At 72.9% G+C, this 15743-nt stretch carries 13 protein-coding genes; 10 read left to right on the forward strand and 3 right to left on the reverse strand.

From position 1 onward, the window contains the following. Positions 1-162 precede the first annotated feature (162 nt). From ACIPPM_RS00940 to ACIPPM_RS00965, 6 genes are all read left to right on the forward strand, one after another. Positions 163-1329, forward strand: coding sequence for an ATP-binding protein (locus ACIPPM_RS00940; protein ID WP_401441787.1), 1167 nt, complete (start codon positions 163-165; stop codon positions 1327-1329). Further along, positions 1326-1670, forward strand: coding sequence for a nucleotide pyrophosphohydrolase (locus ACIPPM_RS00945; RefSeq protein ID WP_401441788.1), 345 nt, complete (start codon positions 1326-1328; stop codon positions 1668-1670). The genes ACIPPM_RS00940 and ACIPPM_RS00945 overlap by 4 nt, the downstream gene beginning before the upstream one ends. 192 nt (positions 1671-1862) lie before the next feature. After that, on the forward strand, positions 1863-2333 hold the full coding sequence (locus ACIPPM_RS00950; RefSeq protein WP_401441789.1) for a DUF6099 family protein: 471 nt from the start codon (positions 1863-1865) through the stop codon (positions 2331-2333). 81 nt (positions 2334-2414) lie between these two features. Then, a complete protein-coding gene (locus ACIPPM_RS00955; RefSeq protein ID WP_401441790.1) occupies positions 2415-3338 on the forward strand; it encodes an LLM class F420-dependent oxidoreductase in 924 nt (307 codons plus the stop codon). A gap of 95 nt (positions 3339-3433) precedes the next feature. Beyond that, the gene (locus tag ACIPPM_RS00960; RefSeq protein ID WP_401441791.1) at positions 3434-4909 is read left to right on the forward strand and encodes a 3' terminal RNA ribose 2'-O-methyltransferase Hen1; all 1476 of its coding nucleotides are present in this window, start codon (positions 3434-3436) and stop codon (positions 4907-4909) included. Next, positions 4906-7449: a polynucleotide kinase-phosphatase gene (locus tag ACIPPM_RS00965; RefSeq protein ID WP_401441792.1), complete on the forward strand. Its 2544-nt coding sequence runs from the start codon at positions 4906-4908 to the stop codon at positions 7447-7449. Before ACIPPM_RS00960 ends, ACIPPM_RS00965 begins: the two co-directional genes overlap by 4 nt. A gap of 24 nt (positions 7450-7473) precedes the next feature. On the opposite strand, the gene ACIPPM_RS00970 is transcribed toward ACIPPM_RS00965, so the two are convergent. Further along, entirely contained in the window at positions 7474-8841 is a 1368-nt protein-coding gene (locus ACIPPM_RS00970) for an alkaline phosphatase PhoX (RefSeq protein ID WP_401441793.1), read from the reverse strand. Positions 8842-9054: 213 nt separating this feature from the next. On the opposite strand from ACIPPM_RS00970, the gene ACIPPM_RS00975 reads away from it, so the two are divergent. From ACIPPM_RS00975 to ACIPPM_RS00990, 4 genes are all read left to right on the forward strand, one after another. Continuing rightward, on the forward strand, positions 9055-10278 hold the full coding sequence (locus ACIPPM_RS00975) for an arginine deiminase (RefSeq protein WP_401441794.1): 1224 nt from the start codon (positions 9055-9057) through the stop codon (positions 10276-10278). Positions 10279-10393: 115 nt separating this feature from the next. Further along, the gene (locus ACIPPM_RS00980) at positions 10394-11488 is read left to right on the forward strand and encodes a hypothetical protein (RefSeq protein ID WP_401441795.1); all 1095 of its coding nucleotides are present in this window, start codon (positions 10394-10396) and stop codon (positions 11486-11488) included. A gap of 103 nt (positions 11489-11591) precedes the next feature. Continuing rightward, positions 11592-12620 (forward strand): ornithine carbamoyltransferase, encoded by a 1029-nt coding sequence (gene argF, locus ACIPPM_RS00985; RefSeq protein WP_401441796.1) that lies wholly within the window; start codon positions 11592-11594, stop codon positions 12618-12620. A gap of 112 nt (positions 12621-12732) precedes the next feature. Beyond that, the gene (locus tag ACIPPM_RS00990) at positions 12733-14178 is read left to right on the forward strand and encodes an amino acid permease (RefSeq protein ID WP_401441797.1); all 1446 of its coding nucleotides are present in this window, start codon (positions 12733-12735) and stop codon (positions 14176-14178) included. Here the strand turns inward: ACIPPM_RS00990 and ACIPPM_RS00995 are convergent. Both ACIPPM_RS00995 and ACIPPM_RS01000 read right to left on the reverse strand, forming a co-directional pair. After that, on the reverse strand, positions 14141-14590 hold the full coding sequence (locus ACIPPM_RS00995) for an ATP-binding protein (RefSeq protein ID WP_401441798.1): 450 nt from the start codon (positions 14588-14590) through the stop codon (positions 14141-14143). The genes ACIPPM_RS00990 and ACIPPM_RS00995 overlap by 38 nt on opposite strands. 299 nt (positions 14591-14889) lie before the next feature. After that, entirely contained in the window at positions 14890-15702 is an 813-nt protein-coding gene (locus ACIPPM_RS01000; protein WP_401441799.1) for a PaaX family transcriptional regulator C-terminal domain-containing protein, read from the reverse strand. Positions 15703-15743 lie beyond the last annotated feature (41 nt).

The following is a 15743-nucleotide window of genomic DNA, read 5'->3' on the forward strand; positions in this document are numbered from 1 at the left end:
GCGTCCGGCTGAGAGGCGCCGCCTGGATCTCCCGGCGCTCGTAGGTTCTTCAGACGGTTCGGCCGAGCGGGTGGCGCGCCGGGGGCCGGGTCGGTCGCCCGATCGTAGGAAGGTCCGGGGAGAAAACGGTTCGCCCCGCGCGGGCGGTCCTACGGTCCGCTCATGTCGGTCACCTCCCTCCCCACCGCCCCTCCGGCCCCGTTCCCCGACGGGTACGACGTGCGCGCCCGGATCACCGAGCTGCGGCTGTCCGCGTTCGCCGGACACCGCCGGGCCTCGTTCCCGCTGGGCGCCGTCACCCTGTTCGCCGGGCCGAGCGGCTCCGGCAAGTCGACCGCGCTCGCCGCCTACGAGGCCCTCGCCCGGCTCGGCGGCGGGGCCGCGCTCGACGAGGTGTTCCCGGACCCGACGGCCTGGGTGCCCGACCGGGCCCGGCCGGACGCCGAGGGGCGGCGCGGCTTCCGGATCGGCTGCACCGCGGACGGCGTCGAGGGCCCGGTCCAGCTCGACGTGGCCGTGCAGGCCGAACCCCGGCTGCGCGTCGTGGGCGAACGGCTCAGCGCGGGCGGGGTCGTCCTGCTGGAGACCGCCCTGCGCGACCCGGGACGCCGGACCGTGCAGGCCGCCTGGCACACCGCGGGCGCCGCCCCGGTGACCCGCGCCCCGCTCCCCGACGACGTACTGGGCACCACCCTGCTGCCGCTGCGGGTGGCCGGGAAGACGGACGGCCAGCGCCGGGTACTGGCCGCCGCCGAGCAGATGGTCGTCGCGCTGCGCTCCGTCTTCCCCTGCGACCCCGCGCCCGCCCGGATGCGGGTCCCGGTGCCCACCGGCTCCGGGCGGCTGCTGCCCGGCTGCGACAACCTCGCCGACGTCCTCAGCCGTACGCGGGCCGAGTGCGGGCGTCGGCACGCCCAGCTGGTCGAGGTGGTGCGCGCCGGATGCGCGGGCCCGGTGGCCGACCTGGCCGCCGAACGGCTGCGGGACGGCACGGTACGGGCGCTGCTCGACCGGGGCGACGGCCACCGCACCGAGCTGGCCCGGCTGGGCGACGGCGAGCTGCGCTACGTCGCGCTGGCCCTGGTCCTGCTGACCGGGCCGGGGGTGCTGGACGTGGACGCGCCGGGGGAGGTGCCGGACGCGCTGCGCACCCTCACCGTGCTCGCCGACGGATTCGACCGCTGCCTCGACCCCGGCCAGCGGACCCAACTCCTCGATGTGGCGGCCCGGATGGGGGAGCGCGGCCATGTCCGCTGCGTGGGGGCGGTCAGCGACGCGGCCTGGGCCGTCGGGACGCCGGGCGTCGCGGTGGTACACCTGGAGCCGTGACCGAACATCCCGATCTGGCCGGACTCCAGCGCAGGCTGGCCGAGTTCGCCGCCGCCCGCGACTGGCAGCAGTACCACACCCCGAAGAACCTCGTCTCGGCGCTGAGCGTGGAGGCCGCCGAACTGGTCGAGATCTTCCAGTGGTTGACCCCCGAGCAGTCGGCCCGCGTGATGGACGACCCCGGCACCGCGCACCGCGTCACCGACGAGGTGGCCGACGTCCTCGCCTACCTCCTCCAGCTGTGCGAGGTGCTGGGCGTCGACCCGTTGGCCGCGCTCGCGGCGAAGATCGAGCGGAACGAGGGGCGGTTCCCGGTACCGGGGGCGGGCGACACGCCCTGACGCGACGGGGCGCCCTGATCCGACGGGTGGACCCACGGACTCCGCTATCACTCTATGGAGTCAATTTCCCTGCCGATTCCGAATTGTTGTCCACAGATTTCGGTCTTCCTCTGGCTTTTCGCCCCAACTGCCATCACTCTGGGTAGTGAAGACGTGTGTGCGGCGAACGGACGGACGGGGACGGGGCGGCGGATGGACGCGTTACGGCTCATTGAGATCGGCGGAGAGGCGTTGGTGGCGGGTGCCGACGCGCCGGGGACTCTCAGGGAGGTGTGGCAGGCGCAGGCCCTGTCGCAGGCGATCGGCAGCAGGCTGGCGGTGTCCGGGCCGCCCGAGCTGCGCGGGGAGGCGCTGGGGCTGATGGAGCTGGCGGGCCGGGGCTGCGGCGTGCTGGACCGGCCCGAGCTGGACACCGGGGACCTGCTCGCCGCCCGGCTCACCGAGCTGGCCGACCCCCGCCGGACCCTGCTGGCCCTGTGCGGGCTGCTCGGCGAGGTGGGCATGGCCCTGGTCGGCATAGCCAGCGCCGCTTCCGACGAGGCGGTGTACTGGCAGTGCATGGAGGCCATCGACGCGGCGGACGAGTCCCGCGACCGCGTCCTGGAGATGCTGCGCAAACTGGCGGCCAGGGAGGAGCTGCTGCCGGAGCGGGAGCGGGGCTGAGCGGCGCCTGAGGGGGTCCGGACCAGGGCCGCCGTGGTGCCGATGCGGCTCGCCGGGCCGAGGGCGGGCAGGATGGAGGCCATGGACCTTCGTATCTTCACCGAGCCCCAGCAGGGGGCCACCTACGACACCTTGCTCACCGTGGCGAAGGCCACCGAGGATCTCGGCTTCGACGCCTTCTTCCGCTCCGACCACTATCTGCGCATGGGCGGCGGGAGCGGTCTGCCCGGACCCACCGACGCCTGGATCACGCTGGCCGGACTCGCCCGCGAGACCAGCCGCATCCGGCTCGGCACCCTCATGACCGCCGGTACGTTCCGGCTGCCCGGCGTGCTCGCCATCCAGGTCGCGCAGGTCGACCAGATGTCCGGCGGCCGGGTCGAACTCGGCCTCGGCGCGGGCTGGTTCGAGGAGGAGCACAAGGCGTACGGCATCCCCTTCCCGAAGGAGAAGTTCGCCCGCCTGGAGGAGCAGCTGGAGGTCGTCACCGGCCTGTGGGCCACCGAGGCCGACAAGACCTACGACTTCCACGGCACCTACTACGACCTCACCGAGTCCCCCGCGCTGCCCAAGCCCGCCCAGGACAAGATCCCGGTGCTCATCGGCGGCCACGGAGCCAAGCGCACCCCGCGCCTCGCGGCCCGCTACGCCGACGAGTTCAACATCCCCTTCGCGTCCCTGGAAGACACCGAGCGCCAGTTCGGCCGGGTCCGCGCCGCCGCCGAGGAGGCCGGGCGCGCCCCCGACTCCCTCGTCTACTCCAACGCCCTGGTCGCCTGCGTCGGCCGGGACGACGCCGAGGTGGCCCGCCGCGCCGCCGTCATCGGCCGCGAGGTCGACGAGCTGAAGGCCAACGGCCTGGCCGGCACCCCGGCCGAGGTGGTCGAGAAGATCGGCCGCTTCCAGGAGGTCGGCTCCGAGCGGATCTACCTCCAGATGCTCGACCTCGACGACCTGGACCAGCTGGAGCTGATCTCCGCCGAGGTCATGCCCCAGCTCTCCTGACGCTCGCCGCCGGGGCCCGCCGTCCAGCCGAAGGCGGGCCCCGACTCGCGAAAAACGGTGGTCAAAGCACCCCCGCGACCACGAGACTCGGACATGTGTTCCTGACGATCTCCACACGCGGCACGGCCGCCACCCCCGCCACCGACCTCGGGTTCCTGCTGCACAAGAACCCCGGCAACGCGCAGACGTTCAGCACGTCCCACGGGACCGCGCACGTCTTCTACCCCGAGGCGGAGGTGGAGCGTTGCACGGCCGCGCTGCTGCTGGAGGTCGATCCCATCGCGCTGATCCGGCGCGGCAAGGGCAAGGGCCGCGGCGGCGCCCCCGACGCCGCCCTCGGCCAGTACGTCAACGACCGCCCCTACGCGGCCTCCTCGCTCCTCGCCGTCGCGCTCAGCTCCGTCTTCTCCACCGCCCTGCGCGGGGTGTGCAAGGCCCGCCCGGAGCGCGCCGCCGCCCCGCTGCCGCTGCGTATCGAGGTGCCCGCCGTCGCCGCGAAGGGCGGCCCGGACCTGGTGCGCGCCCTGTTCGCGCCGCTCGGCTGGGACGTCACCGCCGAACCGGTCGCCCTGGACACCGAGTTCCCCGACTGGGGCGACTCCCGCTACGTCCGTCTGGTGCTGGAGTCGGAGCGGCTCACCCTCGCCGAGGCGCTGCGCCACCTCTACGTCCTGCTGCCGGTGCTGGACGACGCCAAGCACTACTGGGTCTCGCCCGACGAGGTCGACAAGCTGCTGCGCGCCGGTGAGGGCTGGCTGCCCGACCACCCCGAGCAGCGGCTGATCACCAACCGCTACCTCTCCCGCCGCTGGTCGCTGACCCGGCAGGCGATGGAGCGGCTGGAGCTGCTGCGCCTCGCCGAGACCGACGACAGCGAGGTCGAGGACATCGACAACGCCGTCGAGGCGGAGGCCGAGGCCGAACCCCGGCCCACCCCGCTCGCCGTCCAGCGCCGGGAGGCCATCCTCGCCGGACTGCGCGAGGCGGGCGCCGCCCGCGTGCTCGACCTCGGCTGCGGCGAGGGCCACCTCGTGCGGGAGCTGCTGCGGGACGTGCGGTTCACCGAGATCACCGGCGTTGACGTGTCGGCACGCGCCCTCGCCATCGCCGCCCGCCGTCTCAAGCTGGACCGGATGGGCGAGCGGCAGGCGTCCCGCGTCCAGCTGCTCCAGGGCTCGCTCACCTACACCGACAAGCGGCTCACCGGCTACGACGCGGCTGTGCTCAGCGAGGTCATCGAGCACCTCGACCTGCCCCGGCTGCCCGCGCTGGAGTACGCCGTGTTCGGCGCGGCCCGCCCGCGGACCGTGCTGGTGACCACGCCGAACGTCGAGTACAACGTCCGCTGGGAGACCCTGCCCGCCGGACACGTACGGCACGGCGACCACCGCTTCGAGTGGACCCGCGCGGAGTTCGGCACCTGGGCCGCCGCAGTCGCCGAACGCTACGGCTACACCGTCGACTTCCGCCCCCTCGGACCCGACGACCCCGAGGTGGGACCGCCCACCCAGCTGGCCGTCTTCCACCGTGACACCACCGAGCAGGACAAGAAGGAGGCGAAGGCCGCATGACCGGGACCAGCACAGGGCGGGCGCTGCCCGTCACCGACCTCTCCCTCGTCGTCCTCGTCGGCGCCACCGGGTCCGGCAAGTCGACCTTCGCCCGTAAGCACTTCGCGCCCACCGAGGTGATCTCCTCCGACTTCTGCCGGGGTCTGGTCGCCGACGACGAGAACGACCAGAGCGCGACCAAGGACGCCTTCGACGTCCTGCACTACATCGCGGGCAAGCGGCTCGCCGCGGGGCGCCGTACCGTCGTCGACGCCACCAGCGTCCAGCCGGACGCCCGGAAGCAGCTGATCGAGCTGGCCAGGAAGTACGACGTGCTGCCCATCGCCATCGTGCTGGACGTGCCCGAGGAGGTGTGCGCCGAGCGCAACGCGGCCCGGTCCGACCGCGCGGGCATGCCCCGCCGGGTGATCCAGCGGCACACCCGCGAACTGCGCCGGTCCCTCAGGGGCTTGGAGCGCGAGGGCTTCCGCAAGGTGCATGTGCTGCGCGGGGTCGCCGAGGTCGAGGGCGCCACGATCGTCACCGAGAAGCGGTACAACGACCTCACCCACCTCACCGGTCCCTTCGACATCATCGGCGACATCCACGGCTGCTCCGCCGAACTGGAAGCGCTGCTGGCCAAGTTGGGCTACACCGACGGCGTCCACCCCGAGGGCCGTACCGCCGTGTTCGTCGGCGACCTGGTCGACCGGGGGCCGGACAGCCCCGCCGTGCTGCGGCGCGTGATGGGCATGGTCACGGCCGGGAACGCGCTGTGCGTGCCGGGCAACCACGAGAACAAGTTCGGCCGCTACCTCAAGGGCCGCACCGTCCAGCACACCCACGGCCTCGCCGAGACCATCGCCCAGATGGACGGCGAGAGCGAGGAGTTCAAGGACGAGGTACGCCGGTTCCTGGACGGGCTGGTCAGCCACTACGTCCTGGACGGCGGCCGTCTCGTGGTCTGCCACGCCGGGCTGCCGGAGAAGTACCACGGCCGCACCTCCGGCCGGGTCCGCTCGCACGCCCTGTACGGCGAGACCACCGGCGAGACCGACGAGTTCGGGCTGCCCGTGCGCTACCCGTGGGCCGAGGACTACCGGGGCCGCGCGGCTGTGGCGTACGGCCACACTCCGGTCCCGGAAGCCACGTGGCTCAATAACACCATCTGCCTCGACACCGGCGCCGTCTTCGGTGGCAAGCTGACCGCGCTGCGCTGGCCGGAGCGCGAGATCGTGGACGTGCCCGCCGAGCGGACCTGGTACGAGCCGGTCCGGCCGCTGCGCGTCGACGCGCCCGGTGGCCAGGACGGACGGCCGCTGGACCTGGCCGACGTCACCGGGCGCGGCGGTGTCGAGACGCGGTACCTGGGCCGGGTCGCGGTGCGCGAGGAGAACGCGGCCGCCGCGCTGGAGGTGATGAGCCGCTTCGCGGTCGACCCGTGCCTGCTGCCGTACCTGCCGCCGACCATGGCGCCGACACCCACCTCCCAGGAGGACGGCTACCTGGAGCACCCGGCCGAGGCGTTCGCGCAGTACGCGCGGGACGGCGTCGAGCGAGTCGTGTGCGAGGAGAAGCACATGGGTTCGCGGGCCGTGGCCCTGGTCTGCCGGGACGCGGAGACCGCCGCCAAGCGGTTCGGCGTGGGCGAGGGGCCCACGGGCGCGCTCTACACCCGTACCGGGCGGCCGTTCTTCGACGACGGCGCGGTGACCGAGGAGATCCTCGGGCGGCTCCGCGCGGCGGTCACCGAGGCGGACCTGTGGGAGCGGCTCGACACCGACTGGCTGCTGCTGGACGCCGAGTTGATGCCGTGGTCGCTGAAGTCGCAGGGACTGCTGCGCCGCCAGTACGCCGCCGTGGGCGCGGCCTCCGGTGCCGTCTTCCCGCCCGCGCTCGCCGCGCTGGAGGCGGCCGGGGTCCGGGGCGCCGACGTGTCCGCGCTCCTGGCCCGGCAGCGTGAACGCGCCGCCGACGCGGCCGCGTTCACCGACGCCTACCGCCGCTACTGCTGGACCACCGACGGCCTGGACGGCGTCCGCCTCGCCCCCTTCCAGCTGCTCGCGGTACGCGGCCGGAACCTCGCCGGACTCCCGCACGACGAGCAACTCGCCCTGCTGGACCGCCTGGTGGAGCACGACAGCTCCGGCCTGCTGCAGACCACCCGGCGCCTCTACGTCGACACCGGTGACCCGGAGTCGGTGCGGGCAGGGATCGACTGGTGGCTGGAGATGACCGGCCGGGGCGGCGAGGGCATGGTCGTCAAACCGCTCGGCGCGCTCGTCCGCGACGGACAGGGGCGGCCGGTGCAGCCGGGCGTCAAGTGCCGGGGCCGCGAGTACCTGCGGATCATCTACGGACCCGAGTACACGCGCCCCGACAACCTGGCCAAGCTGCGCCGCCGGTTCCTGAACCACAAGCGGTCGCTGGCGCTGCGCGAGTACGCCCTCGGCCTGGAGGCCCTGGACCGGCTCGCCGACGGGGAGCCGCTGTGGCGGGTGCACGAGGCGGTGTTCGGCGTACTCGCGCTGGAGTCGGAGCCGGTGGACCCGCGCCTGTAGCCCACCGGCCGCCCTGGCGGGGACCTACCTCCGCCAGGGCCCGGTCACCGCGAACGTGGTGCCCGGGGTGTAGCAGTTGACGTACATCGTGTCGCCGTCCGGCGAGAAGGTGACGCCCGCGAACTCGCCCCACTCCGGCTCCTCGGGGGTGCCGAGGTTCTGGCGGCCGCGTGCCATCGCGTAGACCTCGCCGCCGCGGGTGACGCCGAAGACGTGCTGGGCGCCGTTGCCGTCCTCGCACACCATCAGGCCGCCGCTGGGGGCGAGGCAGATGTTGTCCGGGGACTCGCCGGGCAGCTGGACGTCGGTGTCCGGGCCGAACACGATCACCAGGGTGAGACGGCGGCGCTCGGGGTCGTACCGCCAGATCTGGCCGAAGTGGTCGGCGGCCGAGCCCTCCGCACTGTGGGCGAAGGACGACACGAAGTACACGCAGGACCCGCCCCAGTAGCAGCCCTCCAGCTTCTGGGCGTGGGTGATGCCGCGCGGGCCGTAGTCCTGGAGGCGGGTCGGGGTGGTCGCGGCCAGCGGGTCGGGGACGTCCACCCACTCGATGCCGTCGAAGGACGCCCCCGTCTCCAGGACCGTGGACAGGTCCGGCACCCCCGGCACCCGCATCGCCTGGAGACGGCCGCCCGCGCGGAGCGAACCGACACCGCCGAGCGGCTTCTCGGGCAGGAACCGGTAGAAGAGGCCGAACGGCTTGAGGAAGGCGTCCTCGGTCTCGTAGACCACACCGCGCCGGGGGTCGATGGCGATGGCCTCGTGCTGGAAGCGCCCCATCGCGGTCAGCGGGACGGCGCCGGTGCGGTGCGGGTCGGTGGGGTGCACCTCGAAGATGAAGCCGTGGTCCTTGGTGTGGCCGTTGTCGCCCGCCCGGTCCTCGGTCTCCTCGCAGGTCAGCCAGGTACCCCAAGGGGTCCGGCCGCCCGCGCAGTTGACGGCGGTACCGGCGATGGCGACCCGCTCGGACAGTACCCGGTTGTGCGAGTCCAGCGTCAGCGCCGTACAGCCGCCGTGCCCCTCCGGGTCGTAGGTCAGGCCCGCCACGGCCGGGACGCGGATCTTGGCGGTGGGGCGGTTCTCGTGGTTGCGGACGAGGTGGGTACGGCCGTCGCGGCCCGCGAAGGCGGCCATGCCGTCGTGGTTGGACGGCACCGGGCCCTCACCGGAGCGCAGCGGGTCGCCCTCGCGGGAGAGCACCCGGTAGCGGAACCCCTTGGGCAGATCGAGCAGGCCGTCCGGGTCGGGGACGAGCGGGCCGTACCCGGTGCGGCCCAGCGGCTGCGCGGCGGCGGTGCCCGCGAACAGCTCGGACAACGCGCCGGTGAAGGCGATTCCCGCCCCCACCGCGCTCGCGGAGGCAAGGACCTGACGTCGTGAAGCGGACATGGGGGAGCGACCTTCCTGCTGGCGGACAGGACATGTGCGTCCGCCGTGTGTACCACCCGGCGCCGGTCACGGGAACCACGCGTGCGCCACCGGTCACTCCCCGAGCACGGGCCACGCGAGACCGCCCCGCTTCTCGTCGCCACGACGAAAACCGGGGGCGCGGAAACGGTCGGAAGGCGCGTGAACACGGTCGCGGACGGCCAGGATGAAGGCATGGCATTCCACGTCGACTCCGAGGCCGGGCGGCTGCGCCGGGTGATCCTGCACAGACCGGACCTCGAACTCAAGCGCCTCACCCCCAGCAACAAGGACGCCCTCCTCTTCGACGACGTGCTGTGGGTGCGCCGGGCACGCGCCGAGCACGACGGGTTCGCCGACGTCCTGCGCGACCGGGGGGTCGAGGTGCACCTCTTCGGCGACCTGCTCACCGAGACCCTCGCCGTCCCGGCGGCCCGGAGTCTGGTCCTGGACCGCGTCTTCGACGAGAAGGAGTACGGCCCGCTCGCCACCGACCATCTGCGCACCGCCTTCGACGCGATGGCCCCCGGCGAGCTGGCCGAGGCGCTGGTCGGCGGCATGACCAAGCGGGAGTTCCTGACCGGCCACCCCGAGCCCGCGTCGGTCCGCTTCCACGTCATGGAGCTGGACGACTTCCTGCTCGGCCCGCTGCCCAACCACCTCTTCACCCGCGACACCTCGGCGTGGATCTACGACGGTGTCTCCATCAACGCCATGCGCTGGCCCGCCCGGCAGCGCGAGACCGTGCACTTCGAGGCGATCTACCGGCACCACCCGCTCTTCGAGAAGGAGGGCTTCGACATCTGGTCGCGCGGCCAGGCCGACTACCCCTCCACCATCGAGGGCGGTGACGTGCTGGTGATCGGCAACGGCGCCGTGCTGATCGGGATGAGCGAGCGGACCACCCCGCAGGCCGTGGAGATGCTCGCGCACAAGCTGTTCGCGGCGGGCTCCGCGCAGACCATCGTGGCGCTGGACATGCCCAAACGGCGTGCCTTCATGCACCTCGACACCGTGATGACCATGGTCGACGGCGACACCTTCACCCAGTACGCCGGGCTCGGCATGCTGCGCTCGTACACCATCGAGCCCGGCGTCGGCGAGCGCGAGCTGAAGGTCACCGACCATCCGCCGGAGCACATGCACCGGGCCATCGCCGCCGCCCTCGGCCTCGGCGAGATCCGGGTGCTCACCGCCACCCAGGACGTGCACGCCGCCGAGCGCGAACAGTGGGACGACGGCTGCAACGTCCTCGCCGTCGAGCCCGGCGTCGTCGTCGCCTACGAGCGCAACGCCACCACCAACACGCATCTGCGCAAGCAGGGCATCGAGGTGATCGAGATCCCGGGCAGCGAGCTGGGCCGGGGCAGGGGCGGGCCGCGCTGCATGAGCTGCCCGGTCGAGCGCGACGCGGTGTGACCGAGGGGAGCGAGCCCCGGTCCGCCCGGTCGGCCTCGCTGTCAGTGCCCTGTGCAATTATGCGGACGCGTCCCGGGGGAGTGGGTCGCGGTCCGCTGATCGCCAGGGGGTTGGAATGGGTGCGGGTACGGAGCCGGACGGGTCGTCCAGGTCCGACGAGGAGTGGGAGCGGTTTCTGCGCGAGTCGGCGGCGGGTGCCGCCGACGCGCCCAAGGAGCCGTCGGCGCGGGCCCGCGAGGTGACCGCGCGGCTGCGCGCGGAGCCCGGCCGCGGCCAGGAGGGCTGGCGCAACCACTCTCCCGCGCGGCCCAGGCGCCGTACGGGCTGGTACGCGGCCGGGCTCGCGGCCGCGCTGGTGCTGGCGGCGGTGGGACTCGCGCCGGAGCGGACGCTGGACCTGCTCACCGGCGGCGACGCCCGGCCGTCGGCGGCCGAGACCGCCCGCCCGACCGAGGCCCCGCCGACGGAGGCGGCCCAGCGCCCCACCGCGGCGGAGCCGTTCCGCGGCTCACCGGCGGCGCACTGGGCGAGCGGAGCGGCGGGGATCACCGTGCCCCGGGCCCGCGCGGTCGGCTGGATGAGCGCGGCCGAGGTCGAGCGGGCCCTCGGCCGCAGCCGGGACTTCCTCGTCATGTCCGGCCTGGACCGCGGGGTGCTGCGGGGCGAGCGCCCCGAGAAGGCGATCGCGCTGATCAACCCGCACCAGAAGGACGTCCAGGACCTGCTGAGGACCGCCTTCCGGACGCCGAGCGAGAAGCAGGACCCCCTCCGCCTCTTCAGCCGCTTCCAGCCCTCCCGCACCCGTCTGGTCGGCGACGTCGTGAAGACGCGGGGCAGGCTCAGCTACCGGGAGGGCGAGCGCGGCGCGCTCCAGGTGACCGCCGACGTCACCTTCGTCTACCCGGTCGCCCGCGCGGACGCGCCCGGCGACGACGAGATCGTTCGCACGATCGTCCGGCGCGAGCTGGTCCTGAACTGGGACGACCCCGACAAGGTGATCACCGAGCCGGGCACGTTCTCGATCGTCTCGTACGCGTACTTCAGGACCAACGGCGGCTGCGACGCCCGGACGGGCTACCTGGTCCCGCCCTTCGGCACGGACCAGCGGGCGGACGACGACGGCCCGGAGGTCGACCCGTACGACCGCAGCACGCCGGTCGACCGGGGTGAGCCCGCCGCAGACGGGTGCCGGAAGGCGTCGCGTTCCTAGGCCGTGTGAGCCTGCGCATAATCATGCCGGATACTGAATAGAAATGCCGAGGCTCGTATAGAATTACCGGAGTCAGTGCACCGCGTACCCCTGGAGCGCCCCCATGGCGACAGTCCCGACCGCCCTCAACGGCCGCCACTTCCTCAAGGAGCTGGACTTCACGGCCGAGGAGTTCCGCGGGCTGCTCGCGCTGGCCGCCGAGCTGAAGGCGGCCAAGCGGGCCGGAGCCGAGACGCGGCACCTGACCGGCCGCAACATCGCCCTGATCTTCGAGAAGACCTCCACGCGCACCCGCTGCGCCTTCGAGGTCGCCGCCGCCGACCAGGGCGCCCGCACCACCTACCTCGACCCGGCCGGCTCCCAGATCGGGCACAAGGAGTCCGTCAAGGACACCGCCCGCGTGCTGGGCCGGATGTACGACGCCATCGAGTACCGGGGGCACGGCCAGGGCGTCGTCGAGGAGCTGGCCGCACACGCGGGCGTCCCCGTCTACAACGGGCTCACCGACGAGTGGCACCCCACCCAGATGCTCGCCGACCTGCTCACCATGACCGAGCACAGCGCCAAGCCGCTGGAGCACATCGCCTTCGCCTACCTGGGTGACGCCCGGTACAACATGGGCAACTCCTACCTGGTCACCGGCGCCCTGCTCGGCATGGACGTGCGCATCGTCGCGCCCCGGCTGCTCTGGCCCGACGAGACCATCGTCGCGCTGGCCCGCCGTCTCGCCACCGTCTCCGGCGCCCGCGTCACCCTCACTGAGGACGTGAAGGACGGGGTCCGCGGCGCCGACTTCGTCGCCACCGACGTCTGGGTGTCGATGGGGGAGCCCAAGCAGGTCTGGGACGAGCGCATCGCCCTGCTCGGCCCCTACGCCGTCACCATGGACGTGCTGCGCGCCACCGGCAACCCCGATGTGCGCTTCCTGCACTGCCTGCCCGCCTTCCACGACCTCGGCACCGCCGTCGGCCGCGAGATCCACGAACGGTACGGACTGACCGAGCTGGAGGTCAGCGACGAGGTCTTCGAGTCCGAGCACTCGGTGGTCTTCGACGAGGCGGAGAACCGCATGCACACGATCAAGGCCGTGCTCGTCGCCACCCTCGGGGATACGTCACAAACCCTTGCGTGACCCACCTCACCTGGCCTTATCCTGACCGACGGCCTGGCCCCCACTCCGTGCCGCGCCGACGCAGCGGCCGTACCCAGGGCCGTCCGCACCACCAGAAACGAGCACCACCCGCATGCCCGCTCCCCGCATCAAGTCCCCGCAACTGCTCGTCGCCGAATCCGGCGCCGACCGCGAGGGCCATGGTCTGAAGCGCACCATGGGCCTCTTCCAGCTCATCTGCTTCGGTGTCGGCGCCATCGTCGGTACCGGAATCTTCGTCGGTCTCTCCGGCTCCGTCGCGCAGGCCGGACCCGCCGTGGTCGTCTCCTTCGTCCTCGCCGCGATCACCTGCGTCTTCACCGCCCTCTCCTTCGCGGAGCTGGGCGGCGCGATACCGGTCTCCGGCTCCTCGTACTCCTTCGCCTACGCCGGTCTCGGCGAGTCCACCGCCTTCCTGGTCGGCTGGTGCCTGCTGCTGGAGTACGGCATCTCCATCTCGGCCGTCGCGGTCGGCTGGAGCCAGTACGTCAACGAACTCCTGCACAGCCTCACCGGCTGGCAGCTCCCCGACGCGCTGTCCGCCGGACCCGGCGACGGCGGTGTGGTCAACCTGCCCGCCGTGATCGTCATCGCCATGGCCGCCGTACTGCTGATGCGCGGTGTGCGCGAGAGCGCGCGGGCCACCGCCGCCATGGCCGCCGTGAAGCTCGTCATCCTGCTCGCGTTCTGCGCCGTCGGCTACAGCGCGTTCAAGGACGGCAACCTCACCCCGTTCTCCCCGGCGGGCCTGGGCGGCATCGGCGCGGGCACCACCGCGGCCTTCTTCTCGTACATCGGCTTCGACGCGATCACCACGGCCGGTGAGGAGGCGAAGAACCCGCGCCGGGACATCCCGGTCGCGATCCTCGTCTGCATGGGCCTGGTCACCCTGCTGTACTGCGCCGTCGCGGTCGCCGCGATCGGTGCCATCGGCGCCGACCAGGTCGGCGGACGGCCCGCCGCGCTGTCGTACGTGGTCAACATGGTCACCGGCTCCAGCATCGGCGGCGGCGTCATCGCCTTCGGCGCGGTCGTCGCCATCGCCTCGGTCGTCCTCGCGGTGATGTACGGCCAGACCCGCATCCTGCTGTCGATGTCCCGCGACGGACTGATCCCGCGCGTCTTCGAGAAGGTGTCCCCGAAGACCTCCACCCCGGTGGCGGGCACCTTCATCGTCGCGGCCGTCTTCGCGGTCCCGGCGGCCTTCGCCTCGCTCGACGCCGTGGTCAACCTGTGCACCATCGGCACGCTCGCCATCATGGCCGTCGTCAACATCGTGGTGATCGCCCTGCGCCGCCGCGAGCCCGGCCTCCAGCGCGGCTTCCGGGTGCCGCTGTACCCCGTCGCCCCGCTGCTCGGCGTCGCCTTCTGCCTCTACCTGATGTACGAGACGGGCTGGCGGACCTGGGTCCAGTTCGCGGTGTTCCTCGCGGTGGGCCTCGGTGTCTACTACGCCTACGGGCGCAGGCACTCCACGCTCGGCCGCAGCCAGGCGGCCGGGGTCACGCCGAACGCTGAGCGGGAACGACAGGCAGTCTGAACCACACCGCCTTGCCCGACGAGGTGGGGCGGTGACCACAGGACGAACTGAGGGCGCGGATCAGCAACAGGCCGCGCCCTCCCTCCTGCCAGGGGTCGGGCTCCTCGATCACCGGACGCGTCAGATGGCCGGGCGGCGCCGGGTCCGGGTCATGCACCTCGACCTGGCAGCCGGTCGGCCGCAGCTCCACCACCAGCTCGATCGGACCGCTGCCCGCGGTGTGCTCCACCGCGTTCGCCACCAGCTCGGCGGTCAGCAGCTCCGCCGTGTCGCAGTCGGCGATGTGCCCCACCTCGGCGAGAGCCGAACGCACCAGGGCGCGCGCGACCGGCACCGCCGCGGCGGTGTGCGGCAGCGCGATGCGCCAGGAGGCCGATTCGGTGGGGCGTTCGTGCACGGCGAGTCCGTTCATGGAGCAGGCTGTCCTGCCTTCGACTGTAGGAAATGGTACGGGTCCGGCCATCGAAACCGTCGGCGGCCACCCGCCCCGGCCATGGGTCCCGATACCCGTCCGCACTCCCCGTCGAACGCCCCACCACCCCCTCCCGTAGCTGCTGTTACGTCCCTGTCGATCACCGGTGACACCGATGACGGGACGGTCGCACGTGAGGGGCGGCCACCCCCATCGAGTGACCACAGTCACAGGACGGCGGTGGCCCGTTCCGTCCCCGCGATTCCGGCGAGCGAGCGCCCGGTCACCGGGCGCCGCGCTCACACCCCGACGAACGCCGCGCCCGCGTCCCGCAGCCGCTCGTGCAGCGCCCGGAACACCCGCGCCGAACGCGCGCCGGGCCAGTCGGCGGGCAGCAGCCGGGCGGGCAGGCCGGGGTCGGCGCCGGGCAGCTTGCGCCAGGAGTCCAGGGCCAGCAGATAGTCCCGGTAGGCGTCCTCGGCCGGGGTGTCCGCCCGCCCCTCCCAGGCGCGCAGCACCGGCGCGTGCGCCGCGAGGAACCGCTCGTGCTCCCCGGCGATGGCCGGGAGGTCCCACCAGCGGCCGACCGCCTCGGCCGTGGGGGCGAACCCCAGATGATCGCCCCGGAAGAGATCCACGTAGCCGTCCAGCCCCAGCAGTTCCAGCGCGTGCCGGGCCTCCTCGTGCAGCCGGGCCGGGGCTATCCACACCCCGGGGGCCGCCGCGCCGAAGCCCAGCGCGGCCAGCCGCGAGCGCAGCAGATGCCGCTTCTGCCGCTCCGACTCCGGCACCGAGAACACCGCGAGCACCCAGCCCGCCTCCTCGGCCGGTCCCGTCGCGTGGATACGGCGGTCGTCCGCGTTCAGCGACCGGTGCGCCTCCGCCGACAGCTCGTACCCCGCCGCGCCCCCGGCGGTACGGGCGGGCAGCAGCAGACCGCGGCGCTTCAGCCGCGACACCGAGGAGCGCACCGAGGGCGCGTCCACCCCGACCGCGGCCAGCAGCCGGATCAGCTCGGCGACGGGCACCGGGCCCGGTACGGAACGGCCGTACGCCCCGTAGAGCGTGACGATGAGGGACCTGGGGGCGTGCTGCTCGGACACGTTGATCATTTTAGGTCTTCGGCATACCTGCTGGTCACCATCGGTGCGCG

Source organism: Streptomyces sp. NPDC090119 (genome assembly GCF_044747085.1).
GTDB lineage: Bacteria > Actinomycetota > Actinomycetes > Streptomycetales > Streptomycetaceae > Streptomyces.